Consider the following 23,002-nt stretch of genomic DNA (forward strand, 5'->3'; position numbering starts at 1 on the left):
CTTCGGCTCGAATCGCTCGCTCAGGATGTCAACGCGCTGGCTCGCGTAATGTCAACGGCGTTTTAACGTAGAGAAGACCTCGCAAAGCACAAAAATCACCGACGCCCCCATACATGCATCCCTAGCGAACAGTCCCAAAGTTTGCGATCTGGGCAAACGCCTCGCAAAACCAGACAGCGGCAAACCGCGAAGGGCTTTCTACGGCCTTTCAACCCGGAAAACATGGGGGCATCGGTGATTTTTGTACAAACCGAAGCGCGTCTGCTGTTAAACCAGCATCGACACGCACCCGGCCAGGTGGTCGACTGTCGAACTCCCGAGCACGCGGAGCGGGCGCAGGGAGGCGCCTCGGCTGCCGCCGCACGGGATCCTTCGACTCCGGCGGCTCACGCCGCCTCCGCTCAGGATGACAGAACTGTCGAATGCTTCGCTCGCTCAGAATGACAACTCGTCGGCTTGCGGAATGTCAATGCTGGTTTAGCAGCGGACTTGCCCACCGCTGTCGCATACAGCGCGTGGGCCAAAGGCCTTGCCGCTCCGCCCCCCTCGTCCGCGCGTAGACGCGTGGCACGACCAGGGGCAAAAAGCCGCCGGCAAACGGATGGATACCTGAACGGTCGCGGTTTCGCACACTATCGACCGTCCGGTGAAAGCGACCCTATCCCATAGGGTCCTTGTTCTGGTTGGCGGCGACGCGCACAAGGCGGTTGGCCAGCCACACCGCTCCCACCAGCACCACCAGGGCGCTGCCGGCCAACAGCCATGCTCCCTGCAGCAGCTCTCCCAGCAGGATGAACGCCGAGGCGGCCGCGACGAATATGAGCGCGACCACGCCCACGGCGACGATGGCCGTTCCCGCCACGCGCGCGCCGCGCCCCTCCTCGCGTTCCTTCAGTTCATCGTCCGCCATGGCGGCCACCTTGCCCTTCGCTCGATTCGTGAACGCTATGGTACGCTTTTCGTGGCCACCACGGCCACGCCGGTTCCGCACACGTCGGCGACGACGACGTCGCCCGCCGCGACCGGCACCGCGAGGCGCGCGGCAGCGCATGCGGCCAGCACGTCGGCCACGCGGTCCTTCGGCACGGGAGCGGACGTCTTCACGCTCACCGGCTCCAAGCAGCCCTTAACGGGCAGCACGGCCGTCACCATGCGCTCGGGCGCCGTGGCCTCGCGCGCCGCGTAATCGGCCCCGCGCTTGCACGTGTTGCCCGTCACCTCGGCCACGCCGCCCTGCTCGTCCAAGGCCACTTCCAGCTGGCAGCCAAGCGGGCAGCAGATGCAGGTGAACGTGGCTATCTCGGTGGCCAGTTGCATTATTCGGCTCCCCCTCCCGCCACGTGCGTGCGGCTCTCAGCCGCCGAGCGGACGGGCGCCGCCGCGTCGACGACGTCCTCGGCGCGGCCCTCGACGCGCACGTGCAGCGAGGAGAGCCCCGCCACGTCGGCACCGGAGAGCTTGATCTGCACCATCTCGGCCGGCACCGCCACCATGGTCTTGGCCTTCTTCACCGTGCGCGTCGAGCCGTCCGCGGCGACGCCCTCCACGTAGAAGCGCGGCTCGCGCAGGGCACGCGAGACGCGCAGCGACAGCGTGAGGCGCTCGTCCGCGCCCGTCGCCCGGTCGATGCGCTGGGGCACCACGTAGCGCACGCCCTCGTCGGGAAGCACCGGAACGGAAGCGACGGAAGAAGGCGAAAGGCGCCCCGCAGAATCCGCCGCGCCGTGCACCGTCCGATCCTCTCCCACAGCCCGCGAGCCGGCATCCTGCGCTTCCGGCGCAACCTGTGCGGCCCTCGCCTCCCGCAAGCCGTCGGCATCCCCCTCGCCCGCGCCGCCGGCCCCGTGCGCGACGCGGCGCGCGTAGGCGGCGGCCGCCGCGCCGGCAACCTCGCCCTCCGCCGACGCATGGTCCACCAAGTCGTGCACGTGCAGCGCGTTTCCGCAGGCGAACAGCCCGGGCACGCTCGTGGCCAGGCGGTTGTCCACGCGCGCGCCGCCCGTCGTCGCATCGAGCTCCGCGCCCGCCGTCTTGGCCACCTCGTTCTCGGGGATGAGTCCCACCGACAAAAGCAGCGTGTCGCACGGCACGCGCCGCTCGGTGCCCGGCACGGGCGCGAGCGTGACGGGATCGACGTCCGAGACGTGCACGGCCTCCAGGCGCCCCTCCCCCTCCAAACGCGTGACCGTGCGGCTCAGGTGCAGCGGGATGCCGAAATCGTCCAGGCACTGCACGATGTTGCGGCGCAGGCCCGACGGGTGCGGCATGAGCTCGTAGACGCCCTCCACCTCGGCGCCCTGCGACGCCAGGCGGCGCGCCATGATGAGGCCGATGTCGCCCGATCCCAGGATGACGGCGCGCCGGCCCGGCAGGCACCCCTGCAGGTTCATGAAGTTCTGGGCGCTGCCGGCCGAGAACACGCCCGACGGCCGGCTGCCGGCCATGTTGAGCGCGCCCGCGCCCCGTTCGCGCGAGCCGGTGGCCAGCACGACGGCGCGGGCCCGCAGCACGTGGGCGCCCGCGCCGCTCACCGCGTGCACCGCAAGCTCGCCCTCGCCGGCACGCGCGGTGTCCACCGACAGCACCGAGGCGCCGCGCAGCACCTCCACGCGTCCGGTTCCCGCACCGCCGGCCCCGGACGCGCACCCCCCGAGCGAGGCGGCCTCGCGCGCCGCGTACTCGGGCCCGGTGAGCTCCTCGCCGAAGCGGTGCAGGCCGAAGCCGTTGTGCACGCACTGCTTCAGAATGCCGCCGAGCTTCGCCTCGCGATCGACCAGCAGCGCCCGGGAAGCGCCGCCGTCCGCGGCCGCGCGCGCCGCGGCCATGCCCGCCGCGCCGCCTCCCACCACGACCACGTCGTAGAGGGCGTCCGAAGAATCCGCAGGTGACGCCGCCCGCCGCGCGCAAGCGGCATCCTCAGCCACCGAATCCGCGGCAGCGCCCCGCTGCGTCGCTCCCGCCCCAACGCCCGGATCCATCGAGCCCGCAACAGCCCCCTCGCTCGCGGCCCCCGCGGGAGCGCTCCCCAAAGCTCCCGTTCCGCCGCAGGCGGATAGGCGGCCGGAATCGGCCCCCTGCCCGGCGCGCTCCTCCTCGAGCCGCGCCAGCTCCGCGTAGTCCTCCCGTGCGGTGGCGACCAGGTACGACCCCGGCAGACGCTTGTCCAAAACGTCGGGCGGCGTGCCCGTCTCGCGCGCGACGATCTTCGCAATCTCCGGCGAGCAGAACCCGCCGTGGCACCGGCCCATCGTGGCGCGCGTGCGCCATTTCAGCGCGTCGAGCGACAGCACGGGCACCGGGCCGTGCAGCGCCTTCACGATCTCGGCCTCCGTCACCTCGCAGCAGCGGCACACCACGCGGCCCGCGCGCGGATCGGCCGCGATGGCCCGCGCCCGCTCCTCCTCGCCCATCTCCGAGAACGGCACGGCGCGACGCCGGCGGGGGTCGAAGCCCGCGCGCTCGGGCGCATCCAGCAGCGCCGCCACGTCGCGGGCGACGTCCGCGGCCACGGCGGGCGCCGACGTGAGGCCGGGCGAGTCGAAGCAGGCCACGTTGAAGAAGCCGGGCGCGTCGTCAGGCTGGCCGATGACGAAGTCGCCGTCCGCCTCGGAGGCGCGCAGGCCCGCGAAGTTCGCGATCACGCCGCGCGTGCCGGCGCCGGGCCAGGTACGCCGGGCCGCTTGGAGCACGAACGCGAGGCCCTCGGCGCTCGTGGACACGTCGTCCTTGCTCCCCTGCTCCACGGCGTTGGGCCCCACCAGCAGGTTTCCGTGCACGGTGGGCGTCACCAGCACGCCCTTGCCCGCCCGCGACGGCGCCTGGAACATCGTGTGCGAGAACGTGCGGCCAAGGTCGGTGTCGTACAGGCAGTACTCCCCGCGGCGCGGAACGATGCGCAAGCGCCGCTCGCTCACCTGGTTGTTGATCTCGTCGGCGTGCACCCCGGCCGCGTTCACCACGGCCCGGGCGGCCCAGCGCGCGCCCGATGCGGAGGTCACCAGATAGCGCGCCCCCGACGCTGCGCGATCGCCGTCCCGCGGCACCCGCGCCACGGAGCTGACGCGCTCGTTGAAACGCAGCCGCGCGCCGTGGACGACCGCCTGCTCGATACAGGCGAAGGCCACCTCGTACGGGTCGCAGATGGCGCCGGTCTCGGCGAGCAGCGCGCCCTTCACGCCCGCATCGACCTGCGGCTCCAGCGCACGCACCTCGGCCGCGCTCAGCTCGCGCACCCCCTCCACGCCGTTCTCGGCGCCGCGGGCCACGAGCGCCCGCACGCTCGCCAGCTCCTCGTCGGAAAACGCCAGCACGAGCGAGCCGTTGCGCCGGTACGCGAACCCCAGCTCGTCGGCCCACCGCGCGTACCGGCGCGAACCCTCCACGTTGTAGCGCGCTTTAAGCATGCCGGGTGCGGGGTCGTATCCGGCGTGCACGATGCCGGAGTTGGCGCGGGTTGCTCCGCAGGCCACGTCGTTGCCCGCCTCGAGCACGACGACGTCCAGCCGATAGCGGGAAAGCTCGCGCGCGCAAGCCGCGCCGGCGACGCCCGCGCCGATGACGACGACGTCGCAAAGAGGTGCGTTCAAGGTATCCATGTCGTTCAGCTTACTATTTTTCCCCGTTGGGCGAAAGAGCGGATGCAAAATCGCTCGAACACGTTATCGTATGGCAGACGGATTCAGCGAAAGGGTGCTCATGAGGATCGCAGTGGCGAGCGAAGGCTTGGGGGTCGCGCCCCGTTTCAGTCAATGCTCGAGCTACATGTGTTACACGGTCGACCGGGGCGTCATCGTGGAATGCCAGAACATGCCGAACCCCGGCATGTCGACGGCCAAGCTCGTCACGTTGTTCTCCGAGATGGGCGTGGACACTATCATCGTGGACGCCATCGACTACGACGTGGCGAACGTGTTCTGCCACGCGGGCATCGAGGTGATAGCCAGCGCGCACGGCAGCGCGCGCGAGGTGGCGCAAGCCTACCTCACCCGCACGCTCACCGGCGTCGACGAGCTGTGCCATCTGGGCGACTGGGAGCACGACGACGACCTCGACCACGATCTCGCCGAGGCATAGAGCCTCGCAAGGCCGCCGCTGGCGGCCTTTTTTTCGCCCGCGTCTCGCACGCGCCCCCGCTTCGTCCGTCGGAGACGAAACCGTCCGGAACCCGGTGCCCGCCGGCGATCCGCAAACCCCTCGCGCCCCCCAAGGGGGACCGCCCCCTTGGGGGATTTCGCCCAACGCGCGCTTCTTCCCCATCCGAACAAAAGCCCCGCCCCGCAGGATCTTCGTTTGCCGCGCCCGCGAAACGAGCCCTTCCCTCGATACAACTTCGTGACACGTTCGTGAGACAATATGCCCCGACGCACAACAGCGGAAAGGAGGGCCGACCGTGGCGCGCATACTCGTTGCCGAGGACGAACGCCCCATCAACGACCTCGTCTGCCGCAACCTGGCGCTCGTGGGCCACGAGGCCGTGCCGTGCTTCGACGGCGACGAGGCCCTGCGGCTCGCCCGCCAAGAGCGCTTCGACCTCGCGCTCCTGGACGTCATGATGCCGGGGCCGACGGGCTTCGAGGTGAAACGGCGCGTGGACGCGAACGTCCCCGTGATATTCGTGACCGCGAAAGACGACCTGGCAAGCCGCCTGGACGGGCTGGGCATGGGAGCCGACGACTACGTGGTCAAACCGTTCGAGATACTGGAGCTGCTGGCCCGCGTGGAAGCGGTGCTGCGACGCACCGACCAGCACCAGCGCACGTTCGAGCACCAAGGCGTGCGCGTGGATCTGGCCACGCGCCAGGCGTTCAAAGACGGCGTGGAGGTGGCGCTCGCACCCAAGGAGTTCGACCTTCTGGAAACGCTCGTGGTGAACCGCAACCTCGCCCTGTCGCGCGAGCAGCTGCTGCGGCTGGTGTGGGGCTACGACTTCGAGGGCGAGAGCCGCACCGTGGACATGCACGTGCTGCGCCTGCGCAAGAAGCTGGGTTGGGAGGACGTCATCCAAACGGTGTACAAGGTGGGCTACCGCCTGAGCACGAGGCGGCGCGCATGAGGTCGCTGCGCTTCTGGCAGAAGGCCTACCTGCTCACCCTGGCCCTGTTCCTGGCGGCGCTCTACGGGGGCGTGGCGTTCATCGGCTGGCAAAACCAGCAGCAGACCATGGCCAGCGAGGTGGAGAAGGCGCGCGGCGAGCAGAGCTTCGTCGCGCAGGCGCTCGCCCAGGACCTGGCCGCCGTCGAAGGCGGCAATACGCGCTTGCAGAAAGCGTCGCTCGCCCGCTCGTACGGCACCTACTACGCGCAAAACGGCATCCTGCTGGCGGTTTCGCAAAACGGCGAGGAGCTCTTCTCCAACCTGCCCGTCGGCGAAGGGGACGACGTGGCGCTCGCGGCCGAAGCGGGCCGGCAAAGCTGGTCTCTGCGCACGCTCGACAACGCGCCCTACCTGCTGGTCGCATCCGCTTTGCCGGGCGGGCTGGACGACTACACCCTCGTTTGCGGCCGCTCGATGGAGCAGCTGCACGCCACCTGGGCGCGCATGCGCACGACGCTCGTGGTCAGCAGCACCATCGTGTCCGTCGTGCTGGCGGCGGGCCTCTTCCTCGTTCTCCGGCGCTTGGCGAAGCCGCTCGAGAGCCTGGCGGGAGTCGCCGACGAGTTCGCCGCCGGCAACTACGCCGTGCGCGCCGAGAAGCGCAGCGACGACGAGGTGGGCATGTTGGCGGCGAGCCTCAACGCCATGGCCGACGCCGCCGAGCGCGACATCGTCGAGATACGCCGCGTGGCCGAGCAGAACGCCCGCATGGCGGCGAACCTCTCGCACGAGATACGCACCCCCCTCACGGCCATCAGAGGGTACGCCGAGTACCTGCGCATCGCCGAGGCGACGGACGACGAGCGCGAGTCGGCCCTGCGCTACCTGACGGAGCAGAGCACACGCCTGCAGGGCATCGCGCAGCGCATCCTGCAGCTCTCCTCCCTCGAGCACGACGACGTGGAGTTCGAACCCGTCGAGCTGGGAGGGGTTGTCGACCAGGTGGCCGGATCCGTGCGGCCCCTTGCCGGGCAGCGAGGCGTGGAGGTGAGCGTGGAGCCCTTTTCCCCGGTCAGCGTACCGGGCGACGCGATCCTGCTCGAGAGCCTGTTCACGAACCTCGTGGAGAACGCCGTGCGGGCCTGCGAGCCGGGCGGGCGCGTGGACGTGGCGATCGAGGCGCGCGGAACATCGGTCGCCGTGCGGGTGACCGACGACGGACGCGGGCTCGCCCCCGACGAGCTCGCGCGCCTGGGAGAGCCGTTCTACCGTCCCGACAAGGCGCGTAGCCGCGAGGCGGGCGGAGCGGGCCTCGGCGTGGCGCTAAGCTATGAGATAGCCCGCGTCCATGCCGCCGAGCTCTCCTTCGCCTCGGAGCCGGGACGGGGAACTGCGGCCACCGTACTTTTTACCGGTTCGTGACAACTCGGTGCCCGCGCCGTGACCGCCGCCCGCGATACTTCGAAGCACCGAAGCGCGTACGGCGCCTCGACTCGAAAGACAAGGAGCGCACCATGAGATCGAAGATAGCGAAAGGCGAATCGTTCATCGTCATCGGCGTAGCCGCGGCCCTCATAGCCATCTGCGTCGCCGGCCTCGGCTCGTTTCTGGCCCACGCCGAAGGAGCCGAGGCCGACACCGTCCACGACGAGGCCCTGCCCACCGCCGACCTGGCCCTCACCGACGAGGTGACCGTCCCGGAGGGTCTGACCGTCATCGCCTACACGCAAGGACTTACCGTACCGGAGGGTGCCGTTTCCGCTCAGTACGCCACTGCAGTCGCCTCGGACATCGCAGAGCACACATTCGGCACGCAGTTGGCAGGGCGCGTCTTCGTCACGTTGCTCGACAACGAGAAGTGCTTCGCCGATTCATACGGCCTTGCGAACTACGTCTGGATGGTCAATGCAGAAACCAGCGACGGCTCGATCAACGTCTGCGTAGACACCGCCACTGGCATGGATTTCCAAGCAGACAGGCAAATCGGACCCGTGGACTGGACTTACTTTGACGAATGGAACGAGGACGTAGCCGAGCAGCAACGCCTAGAATACGAAGCCGAGGTTCGCGAGAGACAGGAAAACCCCTCGGATGGCGACGGACAAGTCCTCACCCCCATCCCCGAAGACCAATTGGCCGAGATACATGCGATGAAGCGCGCTAAGATGATGGAGTACGTCGACAGCATGGCAAGCACCTCCTACGGCTCCGATGCTGTCGCACTCGTAAACGACGTGGATCTGGGCAACGGCGCGGTCGCCACGACTGGCCGTGTCATGATGGGAGATGCCGATCCGGGTCATGAAACAATGTTCTATGTCGAAGTCTCCTTGGACGACGGAAGCTACCTGTTCGTCAACCTCTTTCAAGATGGTTCGGGCATTCGAGGCTACCAGCGCTCCAGCGTCGACTACCCCACATTCGCCTACGGTTGGTAACTCTGCACAAGAATGCCTTAAAAGGGGGCGGCCTCTTTTAAGGCATTCGGGAAACCATGCGGGTGCGATTCCCCCATCGCTGATCATCGTAGGGGCGATCTCCAGAGCGCCCGTTCCGGCGGAGCCGGAAAAGCAACCGGAACCCGCGTTCTCGCGCTCCGCGCGAGCGGGCGCTCTGGAGAGCGCCCCTACGGGAACAACGCGAGAGCACCCTCGCCGAACACCCTTAATGTCCTAAAAGGTGCCTAGGCCCCTTTTAGGACATTGACCTTCTCGCGCACAGGCAAACACCCTACGACGCACCCCTCACCCCATCGAACGAAGGCCCTGCCCCCGCAGGGTCTTCGTTCAGCTCCCTGCATGAAGCCCATCCCCGTGTCGACTTCCGCTCCGCCCAGGGCCGAGGGGGCCGTGCGGTGCGACGAACTTTCGCGAAGTGTGTGAGGAGTGCCGCACGGCCCCCTCGGCCCGCCCCGCAGGTAGAAAAAAAGCCCCGCGGGATTCGCGGGGCCTCCAATTCAGCAAAGTAAAGATTTCGCAGTAAGCCTACAGGGCCTTCTTCGCCACTTCCACCACGGCGCTGAACGCCGCGGGGTCGTTGACGGCCATGTCGGAGAGCACCTTGCGGTCCAGCTGCACGCCGGCCTTCTTCAGGCCGTTCATCAGCACGGAGTAGCTCAGGCCGTTGATGCGGGCGGCCGCGTTGATGCGGGTGATCCACAGGCGGCGGATCTCGCGCTTCTTGTTGCGGCGGTCACGGTACATGTACTGCAGCGAATGCTGCACCTGCTCCTTCGCGGCACGATAGGAGCGGGACTTCGCGCCGTAGTAGCCCTTGGCGCGGTTGAGGACGGTGCGACGCTTCTTATGGGCGTTGACCGCACGCTTGACACGAGGCATATCTGATCACTCCTTATCGATTAGCGAAGCCCGAGGTTACGGGCGATGACCTTCTGGTCGGCCTTGGCCACTTCGGTCTCGTGGCGGAAATTGCGCTTGCGCTTCTGGCTCTTCTTCGTCATGATGTGGCTCTTGAACGCCTTGGAGCGCATGATCTTGCCGGAACCGGTGACGCGGAAACGCTTCGCGGTGCCGCGATGGGTCTTCATCTTAGGCATTGCTCTCGTCCTTCCCTTCAGCTTCCTTCTTCTCGTTTTCCTTTTTCTTCTTCGCCGCCACCGCCGAAGGCAGGGGGGCGATGAGCATGTGCATGTTGCGGCCTTCCATCTTGGGCTGGTTCTCGATGACCGCGCTGTCCTTCAAGTCGTCGGCCAAACGCTCGAGGATGGTCAGGCCCAGTTCCGGGTGCGCCATTTCGCGGCCGCGGAACATGATGGTGATCTTCACTTTGTTGCCGCCGTCGAGGAAGCGCATGACGTGCTTCTTCTTCGTCGTGTAGTCGCCCACGTCGATCTTCGGCCGGAACTTCATTTCCTTCGTCTCGACCTTGCTCTGGTTCTTGCGGGCCTGCTTGGCCTTGATGGCCTGGTCGTACTTGAACTTGCCGTAGTCCATGATGCGGCACACGGGCGGTTCGGCGTTCGGCGCGATCTCCACGAGATCGAGGCCTTGGTTGTCGGCGACCCGCTGGGCCTCCGACGTCACGTAAATGCCCATCTGCTCGCCGTCGAAGCCGATCAAACGGCATTCGCGGACGGTAATTTCTTCGTTGAGCCGAGGCTCTTGAGCAGCTATCGCGCTCACCTCCCAATCTTTCGCGCTTGCGCGCTTCAATGAAAAACCCGCCGCCTTGGCAGGCGACGGGTCCGCGTTCAGATGACCGGGCCGCGTACGGCCCCGTATTCGGGCGACCCATCAGCAGCCGAAGCGCCGAATCAGGTGGAGGGTTTCCCCTCGCTTGAGTAAACAACTTGCTTATTCTAACACAGCTGGTTTTCGGCGCAATCGTTTTCGCGCCTTTTTCGAAACATTTTTCGACACCCTTTTCGAATCCGTTCTCGGGGTTCTTCGGCCCCCAACCCTCTCCAAGCCTTCGCACGATCCCGCCCGGCTCGACCGCGCTGGAAGGCGCCGCCCTTCGGCTCGCGGGAGAAACCCGCCGCTTCTCCCATCGCGGGTCGCGGGCTCCACGCGGTTTGGTATACTCGCGGCATCAGATGCCCCCGCTTCGGCCCTGCGTCGGAGCCCGCCTTTCGCGACGGAAGGACACCTATGAAGCGCCTGACCCGCATGTTCATGCTTGCCGGAGCCTGGACCGCCTGCATCCTGGGATGCGTGGGCGTGTTCGTGCCGGTGCTGCCCACCACCCCGCTGATCCTGCTGGCCACGTTCCTGTTCGCGAAATCCTCGCCGCGTTGCCATGCGTGGATCGTCTCCACGAAGGTGTACCGCACCTATGTGGCCGCGTTCAAGGAGGCGGGCGGCATCCCCGCCGCGACGAAGGTGCGCATCCTCACCGTGTCGTTCGTGCTCATGGGGGCGAGCGCCCTCATCGTCCAGAAGCCCGTCGTCTGGATCATCTTGGGCTGCGTGGCCCTGTTCCTGATCTACCTCATGTGCGTGCGCATACCCACCATCTCGCTGGAAAACGTGCGCGCGGCCCGAGACGCTAAAGAAGCGGATTAGCGGAGCAGCCCATGAGGCCACCGCGAACGTCGTAGGCCGACGCGACATGCTGGCGAGAAAGGCTCGCCCTCTCACTTCGACTCAGAAAGCCTCGAGGGCGGCCCAATGCAAAAGCAGGGCCCGTTTCTGAGCAGAATCGGGCCGAGGGCACCGCCTCGGCTTGGCGATCGTCGATCGAAGTGGCGTTTTCCCTGATCGCGACTTTCCGCGTTCGGCAAGATGGACGCAAGGTCTGGCCCGAATGGGCTCACGCACCTGAAAAGCGGTGCCCTCGGGGCGATTTTGCTCAAAACCAGCCCTCCCATGCGCACGGGGAACGCATGGCCGTCCGGGACCGCGAGCGCAGCGGCAACGGACGGCCGAAGCGTCAGGCTAGTTCTTGTCCTCGTACAGCTCGATCACGGCGCCGTCCTTCTCCACGAAGGCCAGGCGCACGCCGGGACCTGCGTCCATGGGGCCGCAGATGATACGGTCGGCGTCGTCGACGTACCGGTCGAGGTCGTTCACGGCATACGCCACGTGCCAGCGGCGGTGCAGCTCCTCGGGGAAGGGCGTTCCCTCCTCGAACTTGAGGTACTCGACCTTGTAGTCGTAGTCGTCGACGTTCGACACCCAGAACTTCATGGCCTCGTTGTAGGTCATGTTCGGCTTCTTCTCCGTGATGGGGATGCCAATGTGCATATAGGTTGCGGTCATACGCGCTCCTCTCGACTTCTCGTGCGAGGCCTGCTGGCGCCGCACGGGATCCTTCGACTTCGGCGGCTCGCGCCGCCTCCGCTCAGGATGACATACTGAACATGTCCATGGCCGCTTCCGCGTCGGCTTGCATGGCGGCGGTCGCGGCGTTGGCCAGGGCGTGGAAGTACTTCGGGTGCGCATCGGCGATGAGCGCCTCGACGGCGCGCACGCCCGCGTTGCTCATGTAGCTGAAGTAGTTGATCTTGCGGATGCCGGCGCGGATGGCCGCGCGCGTGTCCTCGCACGTGAGCCCGCTGCCGCCGTGCATGGCCAGCGGCACGCCGCACCGCGCGCGCAGCTCCTCGATCAGCTTGAAGTCGAGCTTGGGCTCGGCTTTGTAGAAGCCGTGCACCGTGCCCACGGACGCCGCGAGCGCGTCGATGCCCGTGTCGGCCACGAAGCGCGCCGCCTCGTCGGGGTCGGTGTAGACGTTGTCCCGATCGTCGTCGGCATTCTCCAGCCCCTCGTGGCCCGTCGTGAAGCCGATCTCCGCCTCCACGTCGGCGCCGTACTCGCGCGCCAGCTCCACGGCGCCCAGCGTCAGCGCCACGTTCTCCTCGTAGGGCAGCTGCGAGCCGTCGATCATGACGGCCGAGAACCCCAGGTCGAGTGCGCGGCGCACGTAGTCCATGTCCTCGCCGTGATCGAGCATCACGCACACGGGAACGCGCGCCGCCTCGGCGCGCATGACCATGATGGGGCCGATCACGTCGATGGACGCCTCCTCCTCGTGCAGCTGGGCGTGCTGGATGATGACGGGCTCGTCGCGCGCCTCGGCCGCGCCGATGGCCGCCAGCAGAAGCTCCAAGTTCGGCGTGTCGAAGGCGGCCGCCGCGCAGCCGCGCTCCTCGGCCCAGGCGAGGACGGATCTCAGGGAAACCAGCAAGGGAGGCTCCTTTCGGGTCGAGAGAGGCCGCCCCGTCGCGCGGCGGCGATGCGGCGATCGCTCGCGCCGCGCGACGGGGGGCGGGTTACTTCTTCAGGTACGGCGTGGTGCAGGGCGCGTTCCACAGGCGCAGCAGCTCGTCGTCCATGCGCGCCATGAACATCTGGAAGCCGGCCTGCTCCTGCACGGTCAGCATCTCGCCCACGAAGTTCGCTACCACCTCGATATCCTGCTTCGCCAGCTCCTTGACCGCGGCGCGGTACACGATGAGCTGCTCCATGAGCGTGGTGGCGCCCGAGCCGTTGATGATGAGCATGACCTTCTCGCCCGGAGCGATGCCGATATCCTTCACCAGCGCATTCACCATGATGGCGGCCGTCTCGTCGGCGGACTTCATGGGCTGGCGGCCGCCGCCCTCCTCGCCGTGCTGCCCCATGCCGATTTCCATCTCGTCGTCGCCGAGCTCGGCCAGAAGCGTGCCCGTCTGCGGGTGCGTGGCGCCGCGCACGGCCACGGCCAGGGTGGCCATGTTGTCGGCGAAGCGCTGCGCGACGCCGGCGACCTCCTCCAGGCTCCTGCCCTCGGCGGCCGCGGCGCCGGCGATCTTGTACGTGGGAATGCAGCCCACCAGGCCGCGGCGGTCGTCGGCGTTCTCGCGCGTGGCATTCGACACGTCCTCCTGCGTGACCACGCGCGCCACGTTGAGGCCCTGCTTCTTGCACTGCTTCATGGTCATGTTGCCCGTGAGCATGTCGCCGGCGTGGTTGAGCACGATGTAGAGCACGCCCTTGCCCTTGTCGGCCAGCTTGATGGCGTCGACGCAGGCTTGCGGTCCGGGCGCGGCGAAGATGTCGCCCACCACGTCGATGTCCACCATGCCCTCGCCCACGAAGCCCTCGATGGCCGGCTCGTGGCCGCTGCCGCCCTGCGTCACGATGGTCACGCGGTCCGCCTCGGCCAGCTTCTTGTTGATCACCATGTTGTCCTCGCCCAGCTCGATGATGTCGGGGTTGGCCAGGGCCAGACCCTCCAACAGCTCGGCGGTGAGGTTCTCGGGATCGTTGATGAACTTCTTCATCTGCATGGTGCGCTCCTTCGTCTCGTTCTCCGGCTTCGCCGGAGCGGGCGATCGGAAGATCGCCCCTCCATTCAACGTGCAACATCCGCAAGCGGGGAAAAGGCCCGCCTCGAGAATCAGGCCGAGCAGCCCTCCGCGAGCCCGCGGAAGAACAGCGAGGTGGACACGGCCCCCGCGTCGGGCGTGCCGATGGTGGCGTCGCCGTAGCTGCGCGCGCGGCCGAACTTCGAGGCGAAGCCTTCGGACGCCTTCGCGCCGTTCGCGGCCGCCTCGGCCGCCGCCGCGAACACGGCCTCGGCGCCGCCCGGCGACGCCTCGACGGCCTGCGCGGCGGCTACGGCGGGTATGAGCGCGTCCATCATGGTCTTGTCGCCCACCTGCGCGTTCGTAATGTCCTGCATCTCGACCAGACAGCCCGCGAACATGCGCCGCGCGGAATCGGCGGAAAGCTCGTTCTCGTCGTCGCCCAGATCGGCGCCCAGGCCGCTTATCATCGTGCCGTAGAGCGGGCCGGCGGACCCTCCGCGCACGGCCATGGCGGCCATGCCGAGGTCGTCGAGGAAGTCCTTGATGGATTCGTCTTCCCACGCGTCGACGCGTTCGTTCACGAGCTTCGCGATCTTGGTGATGGTGATGCCGTGGTCGCCGTCGCCGAACTTCGAGTCGATGTCGCTCAAGGCGTCGGCGTTGTCCAGCATGAGCCGGGCGCTGGCCGAGAGCATGCGCCCGAACGTTTCGCGGTCGATCATGGGAACCCCTTTCCCGTCGGTAATCGCCTGCGTTCAACTCTACCCGCATCGTTCGGCTTGGTCAATGACGAAGCCGAACGATGCGACGAAAGCCCGCGAGGGACGCGGGTGAGGCGCGCTCTCCTCGCGCTCCTGCGATAGACGCGCGAAGACGGGCTCTCTTTCCCGCGGTGTTTGCGCTATCATGGGCAGCGTGACGCTGCGGGCACAGGGGAAGCCCGGGCGCCGTGGATAGAACAGGGGATATCTATGGGAAACGAATTCGCCCTCGGCGCGCGAGACGCGCGCGCCTACCTCGAACGCATCGAGCTCGATTGGCCCGAGCAGCCCACGCGGGAAGCGCTTGACGGCCTCGTCTACGCGCACCAATGCTCCATTCCGTTCGAGACCATCGACATGTACCGTTGCACCGAACCGCCCGACCTCGCGCTCGACCACGTGTTCGACAAGCTGGTCACCCAGCACCGCGGAGGCTACTGCTTCGAGCTGAACGCCCTGTTCGAAGCGCTGCTCGCCAGCCTGGGTTACGAGGTTCGCCCGTGCCTGTGTCGCGCCGTGTGCGGCGCCAAGGTGAAGGACCCCATCAACCACCGCGCCGTGCTCGTGAACCTCGACGGCGAAGAGGTGCTCGTTGACGTGGGTTTCGGCGGTCCGCTGCCCTCGGCCTCGCTCTCGCTGGTCGACGGACAGGAGCAGATCATCCACGGCGAGTCGTTCACCGCTCGCCGCATCGACGATTACTGGTGGGCCGTCGACCGCGTGACCGGGGCGAAGAAGGACCTCTACGGCATCGAGGGGCCATCGCGCACGCAGACCGAGCTGGAGTTGTGCCTGGCCACCGTGACCGACAAGGACTTCGCCGCGCTCAACCTGGCCTGCTCGCAACCGGGCATTGAGTTCTACGAGCACCGCATCGCCAACCTGCGCACCAAAACCGGCTACTACGGCATCTGGGACGACACGCTCACCGTCCGCGAGAATGGCGAGAAGGTCCGCACCGCGCTGCCCGACGAAGCCGCCTTCGCCGACGCCTGCGAGCGGTACTTCGGCTTCCGCCCGCACGAGGCGTAGGGAGCGCAAGGACGTCGACGCTTCGCGCCGGAAGGCGCGAAAACGGCCGCCCAGGTTGTCGGGTGGGAGCGAAGCGACCCGCGCTTCGCGCGCCAGCGCGAAAACAACCGCTCCGATTGGCGTAGTAAGTCAGCGAGGGCGGGCGCAGCGTCGGCAGGTTCCGGCGGCCTGCCGGCCGCCGGAACCCTAAGCGTTGATGTACACGTAGATGATGCGGACGGTGTCGGCCAGGTTGCCCGACATGTTGGCCGTGGTGTAGTTGTAGGACAGCACGGCCGACCATTCGTGGGCGGCTCCGTTCAGGTCCACCGTGCCGGAGAACGAGCAGTTCTCCTTCACGAGCGTCGTGCCGTCGGTGTCGTAGGTGGAGTACACGGTCTTGTCCTCGGGCAGCGTCGCCGCCCCCTCGGCCACGGGGATGCCGGCCTCCTGCAGCGTCTTCTCCACCACGTGCTCGTTCTTCACCGCGTCGGCGAAGCTGAGCGACCCGTAGCCGAGCGCGGCCGTGGAAGCCGAGTAGCCCGCCTGCACGACCTTGCCCTCCTCGTTCAGGCCCAGGTACACCGTGGGGGTGCCCGTGCGCGTGTCAGCCGGCTCGTCGGTGAGCGCCACCGTCACGTTCTTCTTGACGGGGTTGCCCTCCTCGTTCACGTCCTTGGAGCTGGTCACCTCGGCGCCGTGCTTGAGCGCGGCCACGGCCTCGTCCTGGGTGAGGCCGAGCACGGAGGCCAGGTTGGGGGCCTCGGTCTTCTTCGCCGTCTCGGTGGTGGCGTCCTTCGTCTCCTCCTGCTGGATGGCGGTGACCTCCTGCGCGTCCTGCTGCTGTTGCGTTTGCTGGGCAGCCAGCGTCTGGCTCTCGTTGACCAGGCGGAACGTGAGATAGCCCAGCGTGGCTATGAGCACCACCAAAAGCACGATGACCACGATGAGCACGCGCCGCATGCGGCGCGACTTGCGCATATGGGGCGGAACGTCCGGCTTGTCCTTCTTGCCGTGGCGGCCCTTCGGCTGCTCGGGCTCCAAAGGCGGCTCCTCGTCGAACAGCAGCGGAGGCGCGTCGCGCGGCTCCAGGCTGTCGAAGGCGTCGGGGTACTCGTCGTCCGTGTCGCCCTTGTAGCTGAAGCCGCCGGCATGGGCCGGACCTCCGGCAGCGGCGGGGGCGCCGCCCACCGGCGCGAACGCCTGGGTGAGCCCGATGGCGTTGTCGCGTCCGTCGGCGGGAGCCTCGGGCTCGCCCGCGACGGGGTCGACGCTCACGGGCGTGAACGCCTCGGTCAGGCCGATGCGCTCGTCGCGGTCGTCGACCGGCGCGGGCGTTTCGGCGTCGAAAGCGCGGTCGGCGGGGTTCGAGGGGGTGCCGGATGGTTCGTTTGCAGCGTGTTTGGGCATCGGTTAACCTTCCTACCAGAAAGACGAGCGCGCGTTAGCGCATGAAGACGAAGTAGTACACGACGGCCACGACGATGAGCGCCAGAGCAACCGCCAGGATGACCTTCTGCACCACGGGCATGGACGTGTCGGCCAGGTCGTCGAGCCGCTGCTCGCGATAATCGTCCTCGGGCTCCGCCTCGTCGTCGCCCGCGTCGGCCTCGGGTTCCGGTTCGGGCGCGGGGTCTTCCGCAGGCGGTTCGTCCTGCTCGGCCGCTTCCGCCTCGACCACGGCCTCCGGAGGCTCGGAAGCCGACGGCTCCGAAGCCGTTCGGACTCCGGCTTCGATGACGAGATCGTCCTCGTCATCGTCCGAAACGGTGATATGGGAAAACGCCTTCTCGTCAGCCACGGTGCAGTCCTTTCATGTCCTGCCGATTATAAGGTACGGTCTATCCGCGCAGGCCCTTGTCCAAATAATATCCATCGGGGGCGAAGCGCTTGCGGTACGTGAGGTAGCTTGCCATGACGATGGCCACGGTGTTCGCCGCGGACAGCATGAGCATGACCACGATCTGGTACTTCGCGGCGGCCACGGGATCGGCGCCCGCCAGCAGCTGGCCGGTCATCATGCCGGGGAACGTCACGATGCCCGCGGCCGACATGTTCGCCAGCACCGGCGTCATGCCCGCCCCGATGGCGGCCTTGAGCGACGGCGCGGCGGCCTCCCCCGGCGTCGCGCCCAGCGCCACGAGCGAGAACATCTCGTCGGCGCGCGCGTCCAGATCGGAGAAGAGGCGGTCGACGGCCACGGCCACCGACGACATGGCGTTGCCCATGATCATGCCCACGATGGGGATCACCTGCCGAGCGTTGTACCACGGATCGGCGTGGATGACGCCCTCCACCACGATGAAGCCGATGGCCGTGGACGACACCAGCAGCGACAAGAACACGGAGAGGGCGAGCCCCGGGATGCGGTTCTTGACGCGCGACGTGGCGATCTGGGTGGCGGCCACCACCATGGCCGCCAGCACGAGCCCCACAAGCCACCATGTTTGGTACTCGAACAGGTACGTGAGCAGAAAGCCCGCGGCCAGAAGCTGCACGAAGCAGCGCACCGACGACACGGCGATGCGCCGCGTCTGCCCCAGTTCCAGCTTCCACGACACGAGGCCCGCCACCAGCATGAGCGCGCTGGCCGCGAACAGCTCCACGTAGCCGATGCCCACGACGCCGTCGCTCACGGCCGCGCCCCCTCTCCCACCGCCCGCGGCCTCTCGGCCTCGAGATCCCTCAAAGCGGCGTAGTCCGCCGGGTCGAAGCCCCGCGCGCAGCCCGCGTCGCCCGAAACGCCCGGGTTGTCGGCGTAGGAAAGCCGCCCGTCGCGCAGCGCGAAGGAGCCGGACGCGAAGCCGTCGGCGGCGCGATGGCGGATGCGCAGGCACGTGGTGCGCTCGTCGACGAGCGCCCTCGTCAGGCGGCCGATGGCGCAGGCCGACTCGTCGTCGAGCGCGGCGTCCACCTCGTCGAGCAGCATGACCGCGGGCCGCGTGGCGAAGGAGCGCAGAAGCGCGACGCGGGCCGCCTGCCCGCCGGAGAGCTGCGACACGTCGCGGTCCAAGCCCACGTCGGACAGCTCGGCGAGCTCGAGCAGGCGGGCGAGCACCTCGTCGGCGGGCGGTCGACCGCCCGCGTTCACCTTGAGCGTCCACGGCAGGCGCAGGTTGTCGCGCACCGTTCCCGCCACGAGCGAGGCCTGCTGCGGCACGAGGCACACGCGGCGCCTCCACTCCGAGGGCCTGAACGACGAAGCGGGCGCACCGTCCAGGTGCAGCTCGCCCGCGTCGCGGGCCAGCATGAGCGCGCACGCGCGCAGAAGCGTGGACTTGCCCGCTCCCGACGGCCCCACGAGATCGTAGACGGCCCCGGCTTCGAGCTCGAACGAAACGTCGCGCAGAAGCGGCACGGTCCGACCGTCGCGCGGGTAGGAAAGGGAGATATGCTCGGCACGAAAAAGGTTCATGCAACCATAGTAGCATCAATCAACGCGAAGGATCCGACCTGTTGCCATCAGCTTGAATGCCGCGTGATCCAAGCCGGCCATTACCCTGCGAAAAGGCGAAGCGGGCGAAACCACGACCTCGCGATCTATTCGCGCAGCCTTCTTTTTTTCAGGAAACACATCGAGCCCAGCACGCACCCAGCAACAATCCCAACAACAAGGCAGACGCCGGCCGCAGAGGCAAACCAAGACTCCCCTGTCCGACTTAGAAAGCGCTCCGGATCAGCCGTGTCGGGTATCGAGGTTGGCGGGAGGTCCAATCCTTCGCCTCCCGCAGTCGCATTTTCGTCGCTCCCCCCTCCAACCGGAGGATTCATGCGCTCCCCAATGACAAATACCTCTCTCCCATCTGCGGTAAAGGTTATGCTTGAGGTCTTCGAGCGAGCCAGCGCGCGCCCTGCATCCAGCATATCCAAAAACGACACTTCGCCACTTGGCGAAACCGAGCATACGAAGGGGTTGGATAGGGTATCTTGACAGAACACGGTTATTCGAACACCGTCGACCGCTATTTTCTCTCCCGTTGGCGTAAGGAAATAAATGCTGTACGGAATCAAACTGGTGCCGAACCCTCCCAAAACTCCTTCAAGCCACGATCTAGCATCGGAGCACGCAGGAATCACCACCAATTCGACCGCCTCTTCAGGAGCGCCGCTCGCAACGATCATCCTGCCCTCGGAATCGACAACAGCCGCACGGCCCGCCTCCAATGCCGAGGTGAGCACGCCGTCTCCCGGCCGTTGGCACTGGGCTATGACGTCGATCGTAATCGGACCCTCGGCTGCACAGGCAACGCCGGGAAGCAAGGCCAAGATTGCAGTGAGCAACAATATGAGCGTCTTTTTCATTGCCCTCGCTCCTTCAATACCGCCGCCTTCAAACCCACACTGCCCTCGGAGTAGTAAGTCTCGGGTTGATATGCCATCACTTTAAAAACCACCGCATCCCCTTCTGCAGGCAAGCTCCAGAGTTCGATCGACTGTACAAACTCGCCCGGTTTCAACAACCCTGTCTCCCCTAAAACACCGCCATCGGAATCCAAGACGCGGAGCTTGAGCCATACTTCATTCGCGTCCGGATTGGTAAACCACACGTCAGCCTTCACTCCGTTGCCCTTTGTGGTTTCCGGCAAAACCAATACCCCGCAGACGGATAATTTGTATTCCGGAGTTTCGATCTCCGACCAGCCCAAGCCGTCTCCAACCACAGGCACACCCTCGATCGCCCCACTATCAAAGGGAGGCGCAACGAAGCCCCCGTCAACCGAATCGACGGGTTGAACCAAGGCAATCGCCATTACGCCTATAGACAGCACGCATAACAACGCTGTAACCGCGAGAAGCCTTTTTCGCTTTGTATCATTGCTGGTATCAATCACAGCTCGCACGCCTTCTTCGCAGCCTCTCATTGAAACTTCATGCACGTCCAGAGCCTCTATGGCGATGCAGCCCCTCGATTCCTAGTTGATCGTTACGACAAGGGAGCCAATCTTCACGTTCTTAGCACCTTCAGCCAAGTCTCCTTGAGGAGTGACGTTTATTTCGCCAAGTTGCGCCGACCCGGCATTTCCAGCTACACCATTATCTGCACTATCCACGTGAAGTGCTCCGTTCGCAAAGCCGCTGCCACCGAAGACCATGGAGATGCCTTCGTATCCGCTCACGGGCGTATAGGAGGGGACAGCTTCGATAGCGGTGTTCGAATGGTTAGTAAGGCTGATCTTCCCGCTCGTCCATGACGCATCGTTGCCGCCAACATAGCTATGGCTCTCCGGCTGCCATATTCCCTTCGAAGCCGCAGTGTAGGTGAAATCCATGTTCGCCCATGTAATATCGACGCTGTAAACAACTTTTTCGGCTTCTCCCGTATAGGTCGCCGTCACCTCCTTCGTCGCAGAGCCTCCTTCTTGGCCAATCGCATCAGCAAAAGCCGTTGTCGCCGTGAACAAAACGAGGGCTATGGACAATCCCGCTACAACAATTTTCTTCATTGCATTCCCCTTCGAGAACCGATTGCTAAAGTATGGATACCGTAACTGCTCCCACTTTTGTTCCGTTTGCCGTCACCACGTCAGACGGCTTCCCGGAAATCGTCAACGTTGAAACAACGGACGGCGCGGAGCCGTACTCGCCCACGACACCGGCGGCAAGCCTCTCACCCGTCACGTCAAACGATCCGGATACCCCAACGCCACGTTCCGGAACATAGGAAAAAGCGGTCTCAACATCCACGTTCGAATGATTGGTAACCGTAATTGCCGCTTTGTCCTTAAGCCATCTAGACACCACGTTGTCCTCATAAGCATGAGTCAGAGGGTTCCATATTTTAGAGCCGCTTTCGCTATACACGAATTGCATGCTCTCCCACGAAACGTCGACGCTGTACACTGTCGGCGTCGTCGTGGTGTCATCGTATTTGGCCGTCACGTCGATGCTTTGACTTTCCCCGCTCCCAGAAATACTGCCGCCGTCCGCAAAAGCGACCGAGCTCATACAGAGAGCCAACATAAAAGCCGTCGACACCGCTGCAATTTTCTTCATGCCCATCAACCCCTTTTTCTTACTCCATTGCTCGACATCTATTCTTCCACGGTTATAGAAACCGGTATCTCCGTACTCACGAACTCCTTTTCGCTCGTAGACTGACTGTAGTAAAGCACTTTAAATTTCCCATCGTAACCACCGAGCTGAAGCGCCTGCCCAGCACCCTCCAGCAACGAAAGGGACGTGACCTGATTCCCTGGCTTTATAAGACCCGATTGAACTATAACCTCGTCCTTAACCACAATCTGCAAGATCATATCCCGATTCGATTTCGAAGGGTTTGCGAAGAGCAGCGTAGCCTCTTCGGCGGAAAGCCTTACAGTGACTTCCTTCGAATAGGCAAGACTCACCGCACCTCCGCCCTCGGGCTCTTCAAGTTTTCCTCCAGTATCACCAGCGATCGGCTCGGCACGCCCCTCTTCCTGTTGCGGTGCATAATCGGGAGCAAGCTCCGCCCCTGCACTCCTAAAGAAAACCGCCCATACCGTCACGCAAATCGCAATTAGCATCACGAAGGCCATGACAGCAAACGGCCACTTCGCCTTGCCATCGAATCCGCCCACAATTACCCCTTTACTATCGAAACCGTCACGCCGCCAATGCTCGCCGCATTCATGGCTGCCAACGGCTTTCCTTGCAGTTCGAGATACGCGGTTACGCTTTCGGAACTCCGCAGCATTTTCGGCCCCTCCATCGGAGCAAGACCATCGGTGAACCTTCCACTGATTTCATCCCGGGTCGACAAGAATGAAAACTCGACCGAAGCCGATTCGCCGGTATTGTTCGTCACCTTCGCATAACCGGTGCCCGAGTCAGACCATCCAGCGCGATCGTAGCTATGAGTTTGCGGATTCCATTCACCATGCGAATAAACATACTCGAATCCACCCCATTCAACATCAAAGCTCTCAACAGGGGGAGCCGATCCATAAGTAATAACGCATTCCGAATTTTGCACAACTTGCTGATCGGTTTCTGTCTGCATTAGAACTTTTACAGGGAGCGTTATGCTGCCGCCATCTTTCAAAGAGGCGTTGACGGTGCAGACCATCTCGAGAACGGCTCCGTATGATCTGGGAAGGGTGCCGTCAAAATTCACATAAGCCAAGCGAACCCGCTTCTGCTCTTTGTTATATGAGGCTTTGTTGGAGAAAACCGCCGTATCATCGATAAGGGTTTTGTAGGAATCGACCGTCAGGATATTCTCATCGATATTGGTGATATCAACCTGCAAGCCCCGTATGGATTCGACCGACTCAATCGAATCGTACCCCTTCAATGAAACCGTCACGACAACTCGCTCTCCGAAAGTTGCGACTTCAGGGGAAACCGAAACCTCGTAACCTGCAGCCTGCGCTGCAAGCGCCATTGCCGGAAAAGAAACCACCATCCCACAAGCAAGCAGGCATTTCGCAATCATATGGGCGCATCGCGCAATAATCGACAC

General features: G+C 65.3%; 26 protein-coding genes. 6 read left to right on the top strand and 20 right to left on the bottom strand.

Annotated elements, in window-relative coordinates; genetic code table 11:
* Positions 1-658: 658 nt before the first annotated feature.
* From HCH03_RS14185 to HCH03_RS16495, 3 genes are read right to left on the bottom strand one after another with little or no spacing between them, the layout of a single operon-like run.
* On the bottom strand, positions 659-910 hold the full coding sequence (locus HCH03_RS14185) for a hypothetical protein (protein ID WP_080145122.1): 252 nt from the start codon (positions 908-910) through the stop codon (positions 659-661).
* A 35-nt stretch (positions 911-945) separates the two neighbouring features.
* A complete protein-coding gene (locus HCH03_RS14190) occupies positions 946-1,317 on the bottom strand; it encodes a DUF1667 domain-containing protein (protein ID WP_185906266.1) in 372 nt (123 codons plus the stop codon).
* On the bottom strand, positions 1,317-4,595 hold the full coding sequence (locus HCH03_RS16495; protein WP_246600049.1) for an FAD-dependent oxidoreductase: 3,279 nt from the start codon (positions 4,593-4,595) through the stop codon (positions 1,317-1,319). The genes HCH03_RS14190 and HCH03_RS16495 overlap by 1 nt, the downstream gene beginning before the upstream one ends.
* 100 nt (positions 4,596-4,695) lie before the next feature.
* On the opposite strand from HCH03_RS16495, the gene HCH03_RS14205 reads away from it, so the two are divergent.
* The 4 genes from HCH03_RS14205 to HCH03_RS14220 all read left to right on the top strand — a co-directional run bounded on the left by HCH03_RS14205 (position 4,696) and on the right by HCH03_RS14220 (position 8,471).
* The gene (locus HCH03_RS14205; RefSeq protein WP_080145121.1) at positions 4,696-5,073 is read left to right on the top strand and encodes a NifB/NifX family molybdenum-iron cluster-binding protein; all 378 of its coding nucleotides are present in this window, start codon (positions 4,696-4,698) and stop codon (positions 5,071-5,073) included.
* Positions 5,074-5,389: 316 nt separating this feature from the next.
* Positions 5,390-6,052, top strand: coding sequence for a response regulator transcription factor (locus HCH03_RS16880; protein ID WP_221690021.1), 663 nt, complete (start codon positions 5,390-5,392; stop codon positions 6,050-6,052).
* Positions 6,049-7,455 (top strand): sensor histidine kinase, encoded by a 1,407-nt coding sequence (locus HCH03_RS14215; RefSeq protein ID WP_221690022.1) that lies wholly within the window; start codon positions 6,049-6,051, stop codon positions 7,453-7,455. The genes HCH03_RS16880 and HCH03_RS14215 overlap by 4 nt, the downstream gene beginning before the upstream one ends.
* A 92-nt stretch (positions 7,456-7,547) precedes the next feature.
* Positions 7,548-8,471 (top strand): hypothetical protein, encoded by a 924-nt coding sequence (locus tag HCH03_RS14220; RefSeq protein WP_221690023.1) that lies wholly within the window; start codon positions 7,548-7,550, stop codon positions 8,469-8,471.
* 546 nt (positions 8,472-9,017) lie between these two features.
* Here HCH03_RS14220 and rplT read toward each other — a convergent pair.
* From rplT to infC, 3 genes are read right to left on the bottom strand one after another with little or no spacing between them, the layout of a single operon-like run.
* A complete protein-coding gene (gene rplT / locus HCH03_RS14225; protein WP_080142657.1) occupies positions 9,018-9,371 on the bottom strand; it encodes a 50S ribosomal protein L20 in 354 nt (117 codons plus the stop codon).
* Between the two features lie 20 nt (positions 9,372-9,391).
* Positions 9,392-9,589 (bottom strand): 50S ribosomal protein L35, encoded by a 198-nt coding sequence (gene rpmI, locus HCH03_RS14230; protein WP_080142656.1) that lies wholly within the window; start codon positions 9,587-9,589, stop codon positions 9,392-9,394.
* The gene (gene infC / locus HCH03_RS14235; RefSeq protein ID WP_185906264.1) at positions 9,582-10,175 is read right to left on the bottom strand and encodes a translation initiation factor IF-3; all 594 of its coding nucleotides are present in this window, start codon (positions 10,173-10,175) and stop codon (positions 9,582-9,584) included. The genes rpmI and infC overlap by 8 nt, the downstream gene beginning before the upstream one ends.
* 468 nt (positions 10,176-10,643) lie before the next feature.
* Between infC and HCH03_RS14240 the strand changes: the two genes are divergently transcribed.
* Positions 10,644-11,057 carry a YbaN family protein gene (locus HCH03_RS14240; protein WP_221690024.1) on the top strand — a complete coding sequence of 138 codons (414 nt, stop codon included), beginning with the start codon at positions 10,644-10,646 and terminating at the stop codon, positions 11,055-11,057.
* Positions 11,058-11,429: 372 nt separating this feature from the next.
* Here HCH03_RS14240 and HCH03_RS14245 read toward each other — a convergent pair whose 3' ends face one another.
* From HCH03_RS14245 to HCH03_RS14260, 4 genes are all read right to left on the bottom strand, one after another.
* Entirely contained in the window at positions 11,430-11,753 is a 324-nt protein-coding gene (locus tag HCH03_RS14245; RefSeq protein WP_221690025.1) for a VOC family protein, read from the bottom strand.
* Between the two features lie 82 nt (positions 11,754-11,835).
* Positions 11,836-12,681, bottom strand: a complete 846-nt coding sequence (locus tag HCH03_RS14250) for a class II fructose-bisphosphate aldolase (protein WP_221690026.1) — start codon at positions 12,679-12,681, stop codon at positions 11,836-11,838.
* 85 nt (positions 12,682-12,766) lie between these two features.
* Positions 12,767-13,765 carry a dihydroxyacetone kinase subunit DhaK gene (locus HCH03_RS14255; protein ID WP_221690027.1) on the bottom strand — a complete coding sequence of 333 codons (999 nt, stop codon included), beginning with the start codon at positions 13,763-13,765 and terminating at the stop codon, positions 12,767-12,769.
* Positions 13,766-13,875: 110 nt separating this feature from the next.
* Positions 13,876-14,508, bottom strand: a complete 633-nt coding sequence (locus HCH03_RS14260) for a DAK2 domain-containing protein (RefSeq protein ID WP_221690028.1) — start codon at positions 14,506-14,508, stop codon at positions 13,876-13,878.
* Positions 14,509-14,757: 249 nt separating this feature from the next.
* On the opposite strand from HCH03_RS14260, the gene HCH03_RS14265 reads away from it, so the two are divergent.
* On the top strand, positions 14,758-15,579 hold the full coding sequence (locus HCH03_RS14265) for an arylamine N-acetyltransferase family protein (protein WP_221690029.1): 822 nt from the start codon (positions 14,758-14,760) through the stop codon (positions 15,577-15,579).
* Between the two features lie 186 nt (positions 15,580-15,765).
* On the opposite strand, the gene HCH03_RS14270 is transcribed toward HCH03_RS14265, so the two are convergent.
* The 10 genes from HCH03_RS14270 to HCH03_RS14315 all read right to left on the bottom strand — a co-directional run bounded on the left by HCH03_RS14270 (position 15,766) and on the right by HCH03_RS14315 (position 23,002).
* Complete coding sequence (locus HCH03_RS14270; protein ID WP_185906257.1) at positions 15,766-16,968, bottom strand: histone-lysine N-methyltransferase; 1,203 nt, start codon at positions 16,966-16,968, stop codon at positions 15,766-15,768.
* Positions 16,969-17,002: 34 nt separating this feature from the next.
* Positions 17,003-17,359, bottom strand: a complete 357-nt coding sequence (locus HCH03_RS14275; RefSeq protein WP_221690030.1) for an SURF2 Surfeit locus protein 2 — start codon at positions 17,357-17,359, stop codon at positions 17,003-17,005.
* A gap of 40 nt (positions 17,360-17,399) precedes the next feature.
* Positions 17,400-18,194 (bottom strand): ABC transporter permease, encoded by a 795-nt coding sequence (locus HCH03_RS14280; RefSeq protein WP_221690031.1) that lies wholly within the window; start codon positions 18,192-18,194, stop codon positions 17,400-17,402.
* Positions 18,191-18,973, bottom strand: coding sequence for an ABC transporter ATP-binding protein (locus HCH03_RS14285; protein WP_221690032.1), 783 nt, complete (start codon positions 18,971-18,973; stop codon positions 18,191-18,193). Before HCH03_RS14285 ends, HCH03_RS14280 begins: the two co-directional genes overlap by 4 nt.
* A 125-nt stretch (positions 18,974-19,098) precedes the next feature.
* On the bottom strand, positions 19,099-19,860 hold the full coding sequence (locus HCH03_RS14290; RefSeq protein ID WP_221690033.1) for a hypothetical protein: 762 nt from the start codon (positions 19,858-19,860) through the stop codon (positions 19,099-19,101).
* Positions 19,857-20,390 (bottom strand): hypothetical protein, encoded by a 534-nt coding sequence (locus HCH03_RS14295; RefSeq protein ID WP_221690034.1) that lies wholly within the window; start codon positions 20,388-20,390, stop codon positions 19,857-19,859. The genes HCH03_RS14290 and HCH03_RS14295 overlap by 4 nt, the downstream gene beginning before the upstream one ends.
* 81 nt (positions 20,391-20,471) lie before the next feature.
* Positions 20,472-21,002, bottom strand: coding sequence for a hypothetical protein (locus tag HCH03_RS14300; protein ID WP_221690035.1), 531 nt, complete (start codon positions 21,000-21,002; stop codon positions 20,472-20,474).
* A gap of 25 nt (positions 21,003-21,027) precedes the next feature.
* Entirely contained in the window at positions 21,028-21,552 is a 525-nt protein-coding gene (locus HCH03_RS14305) for a hypothetical protein (RefSeq protein ID WP_221690036.1), read from the bottom strand.
* Positions 21,553-21,590: 38 nt separating this feature from the next.
* Positions 21,591-22,118, bottom strand: a complete 528-nt coding sequence (locus tag HCH03_RS14310; RefSeq protein ID WP_221690037.1) for a hypothetical protein — start codon at positions 22,116-22,118, stop codon at positions 21,591-21,593.
* A gap of 2 nt (positions 22,119-22,120) precedes the next feature.
* Positions 22,121-23,002 (bottom strand): hypothetical protein, encoded by an 882-nt coding sequence (locus HCH03_RS14315; protein WP_221690038.1) that lies wholly within the window; start codon positions 23,000-23,002, stop codon positions 22,121-22,123.

This window comes from Gordonibacter massiliensis (ex Traore et al. 2017) (assembly GCF_019731765.1).
Classification (GTDB): domain Bacteria; phylum Actinomycetota; class Coriobacteriia; order Coriobacteriales; family Eggerthellaceae; genus Gordonibacter; species Gordonibacter massiliensis.

Coding starts and splice junctions, on each gene's coding strand:
- HCH03_RS14205 (WP_080145121.1), top strand. CDS start 4,696: ATGAGGATCGCAGTGGCGAGCGAAGGCTTGGGGGTCGCGCCCCGTTTC.
- HCH03_RS14285 (WP_221690032.1), bottom strand. CDS start 18,973: ATGAACCTTTTTCGTGCCGAGCATATCTCCCTTTCCTACCCGCGCGAC.
- HCH03_RS14305 (WP_221690036.1), bottom strand. CDS start 21,552: ATGAAGAAAATTGCAGCGGTGTCGACGGCTTTTATGTTGGCTCTCTGT.
- HCH03_RS14300 (WP_221690035.1), bottom strand. CDS start 21,002: ATGAAGAAAATTGTTGTAGCGGGATTGTCCATAGCCCTCGTTTTGTTC.
- HCH03_RS14215 (WP_221690022.1), top strand. CDS start 6,049: ATGAGGTCGCTGCGCTTCTGGCAGAAGGCCTACCTGCTCACCCTGGCC.
- HCH03_RS14255 (WP_221690027.1), bottom strand. CDS start 13,765: ATGCAGATGAAGAAGTTCATCAACGATCCCGAGAACCTCACCGCCGAG.
- HCH03_RS16495 (WP_246600049.1), bottom strand. CDS start 4,595: ATGGATACCTTGAACGCACCTCTTTGCGACGTCGTCGTCATCGGCGCG.
- rplT (WP_080142657.1), bottom strand. CDS start 9,371: ATGCCTCGTGTCAAGCGTGCGGTCAACGCCCATAAGAAGCGTCGCACC.
- rpmI (WP_080142656.1), bottom strand. CDS start 9,589: ATGCCTAAGATGAAGACCCATCGCGGCACCGCGAAGCGTTTCCGCGTC.
- HCH03_RS14220 (WP_221690023.1), top strand. CDS start 7,548: ATGAGATCGAAGATAGCGAAAGGCGAATCGTTCATCGTCATCGGCGTA.
- HCH03_RS14185 (WP_080145122.1), bottom strand. CDS start 910: ATGGCGGACGATGAACTGAAGGAACGCGAGGAGGGGCGCGGCGCGCGC.
- HCH03_RS14240 (WP_221690024.1), top strand. CDS start 10,644: ATGAAGCGCCTGACCCGCATGTTCATGCTTGCCGGAGCCTGGACCGCC.
- HCH03_RS14260 (WP_221690028.1), bottom strand. CDS start 14,508: ATGATCGACCGCGAAACGTTCGGGCGCATGCTCTCGGCCAGCGCCCGG.
- HCH03_RS14190 (WP_185906266.1), bottom strand. CDS start 1,317: ATGCAACTGGCCACCGAGATAGCCACGTTCACCTGCATCTGCTGCCCG.
- HCH03_RS14245 (WP_221690025.1), bottom strand. CDS start 11,753: ATGACCGCAACCTATATGCACATTGGCATCCCCATCACGGAGAAGAAG.
- HCH03_RS14290 (WP_221690033.1), bottom strand. CDS start 19,860: ATGAAAAAGACGCTCATATTGTTGCTCACTGCAATCTTGGCCTTGCTT.
- HCH03_RS14270 (WP_185906257.1), bottom strand. CDS start 16,968: ATGCCCAAACACGCTGCAAACGAACCATCCGGCACCCCCTCGAACCCC.
- HCH03_RS14265 (WP_221690029.1), top strand. CDS start 14,758: ATGGGAAACGAATTCGCCCTCGGCGCGCGAGACGCGCGCGCCTACCTC.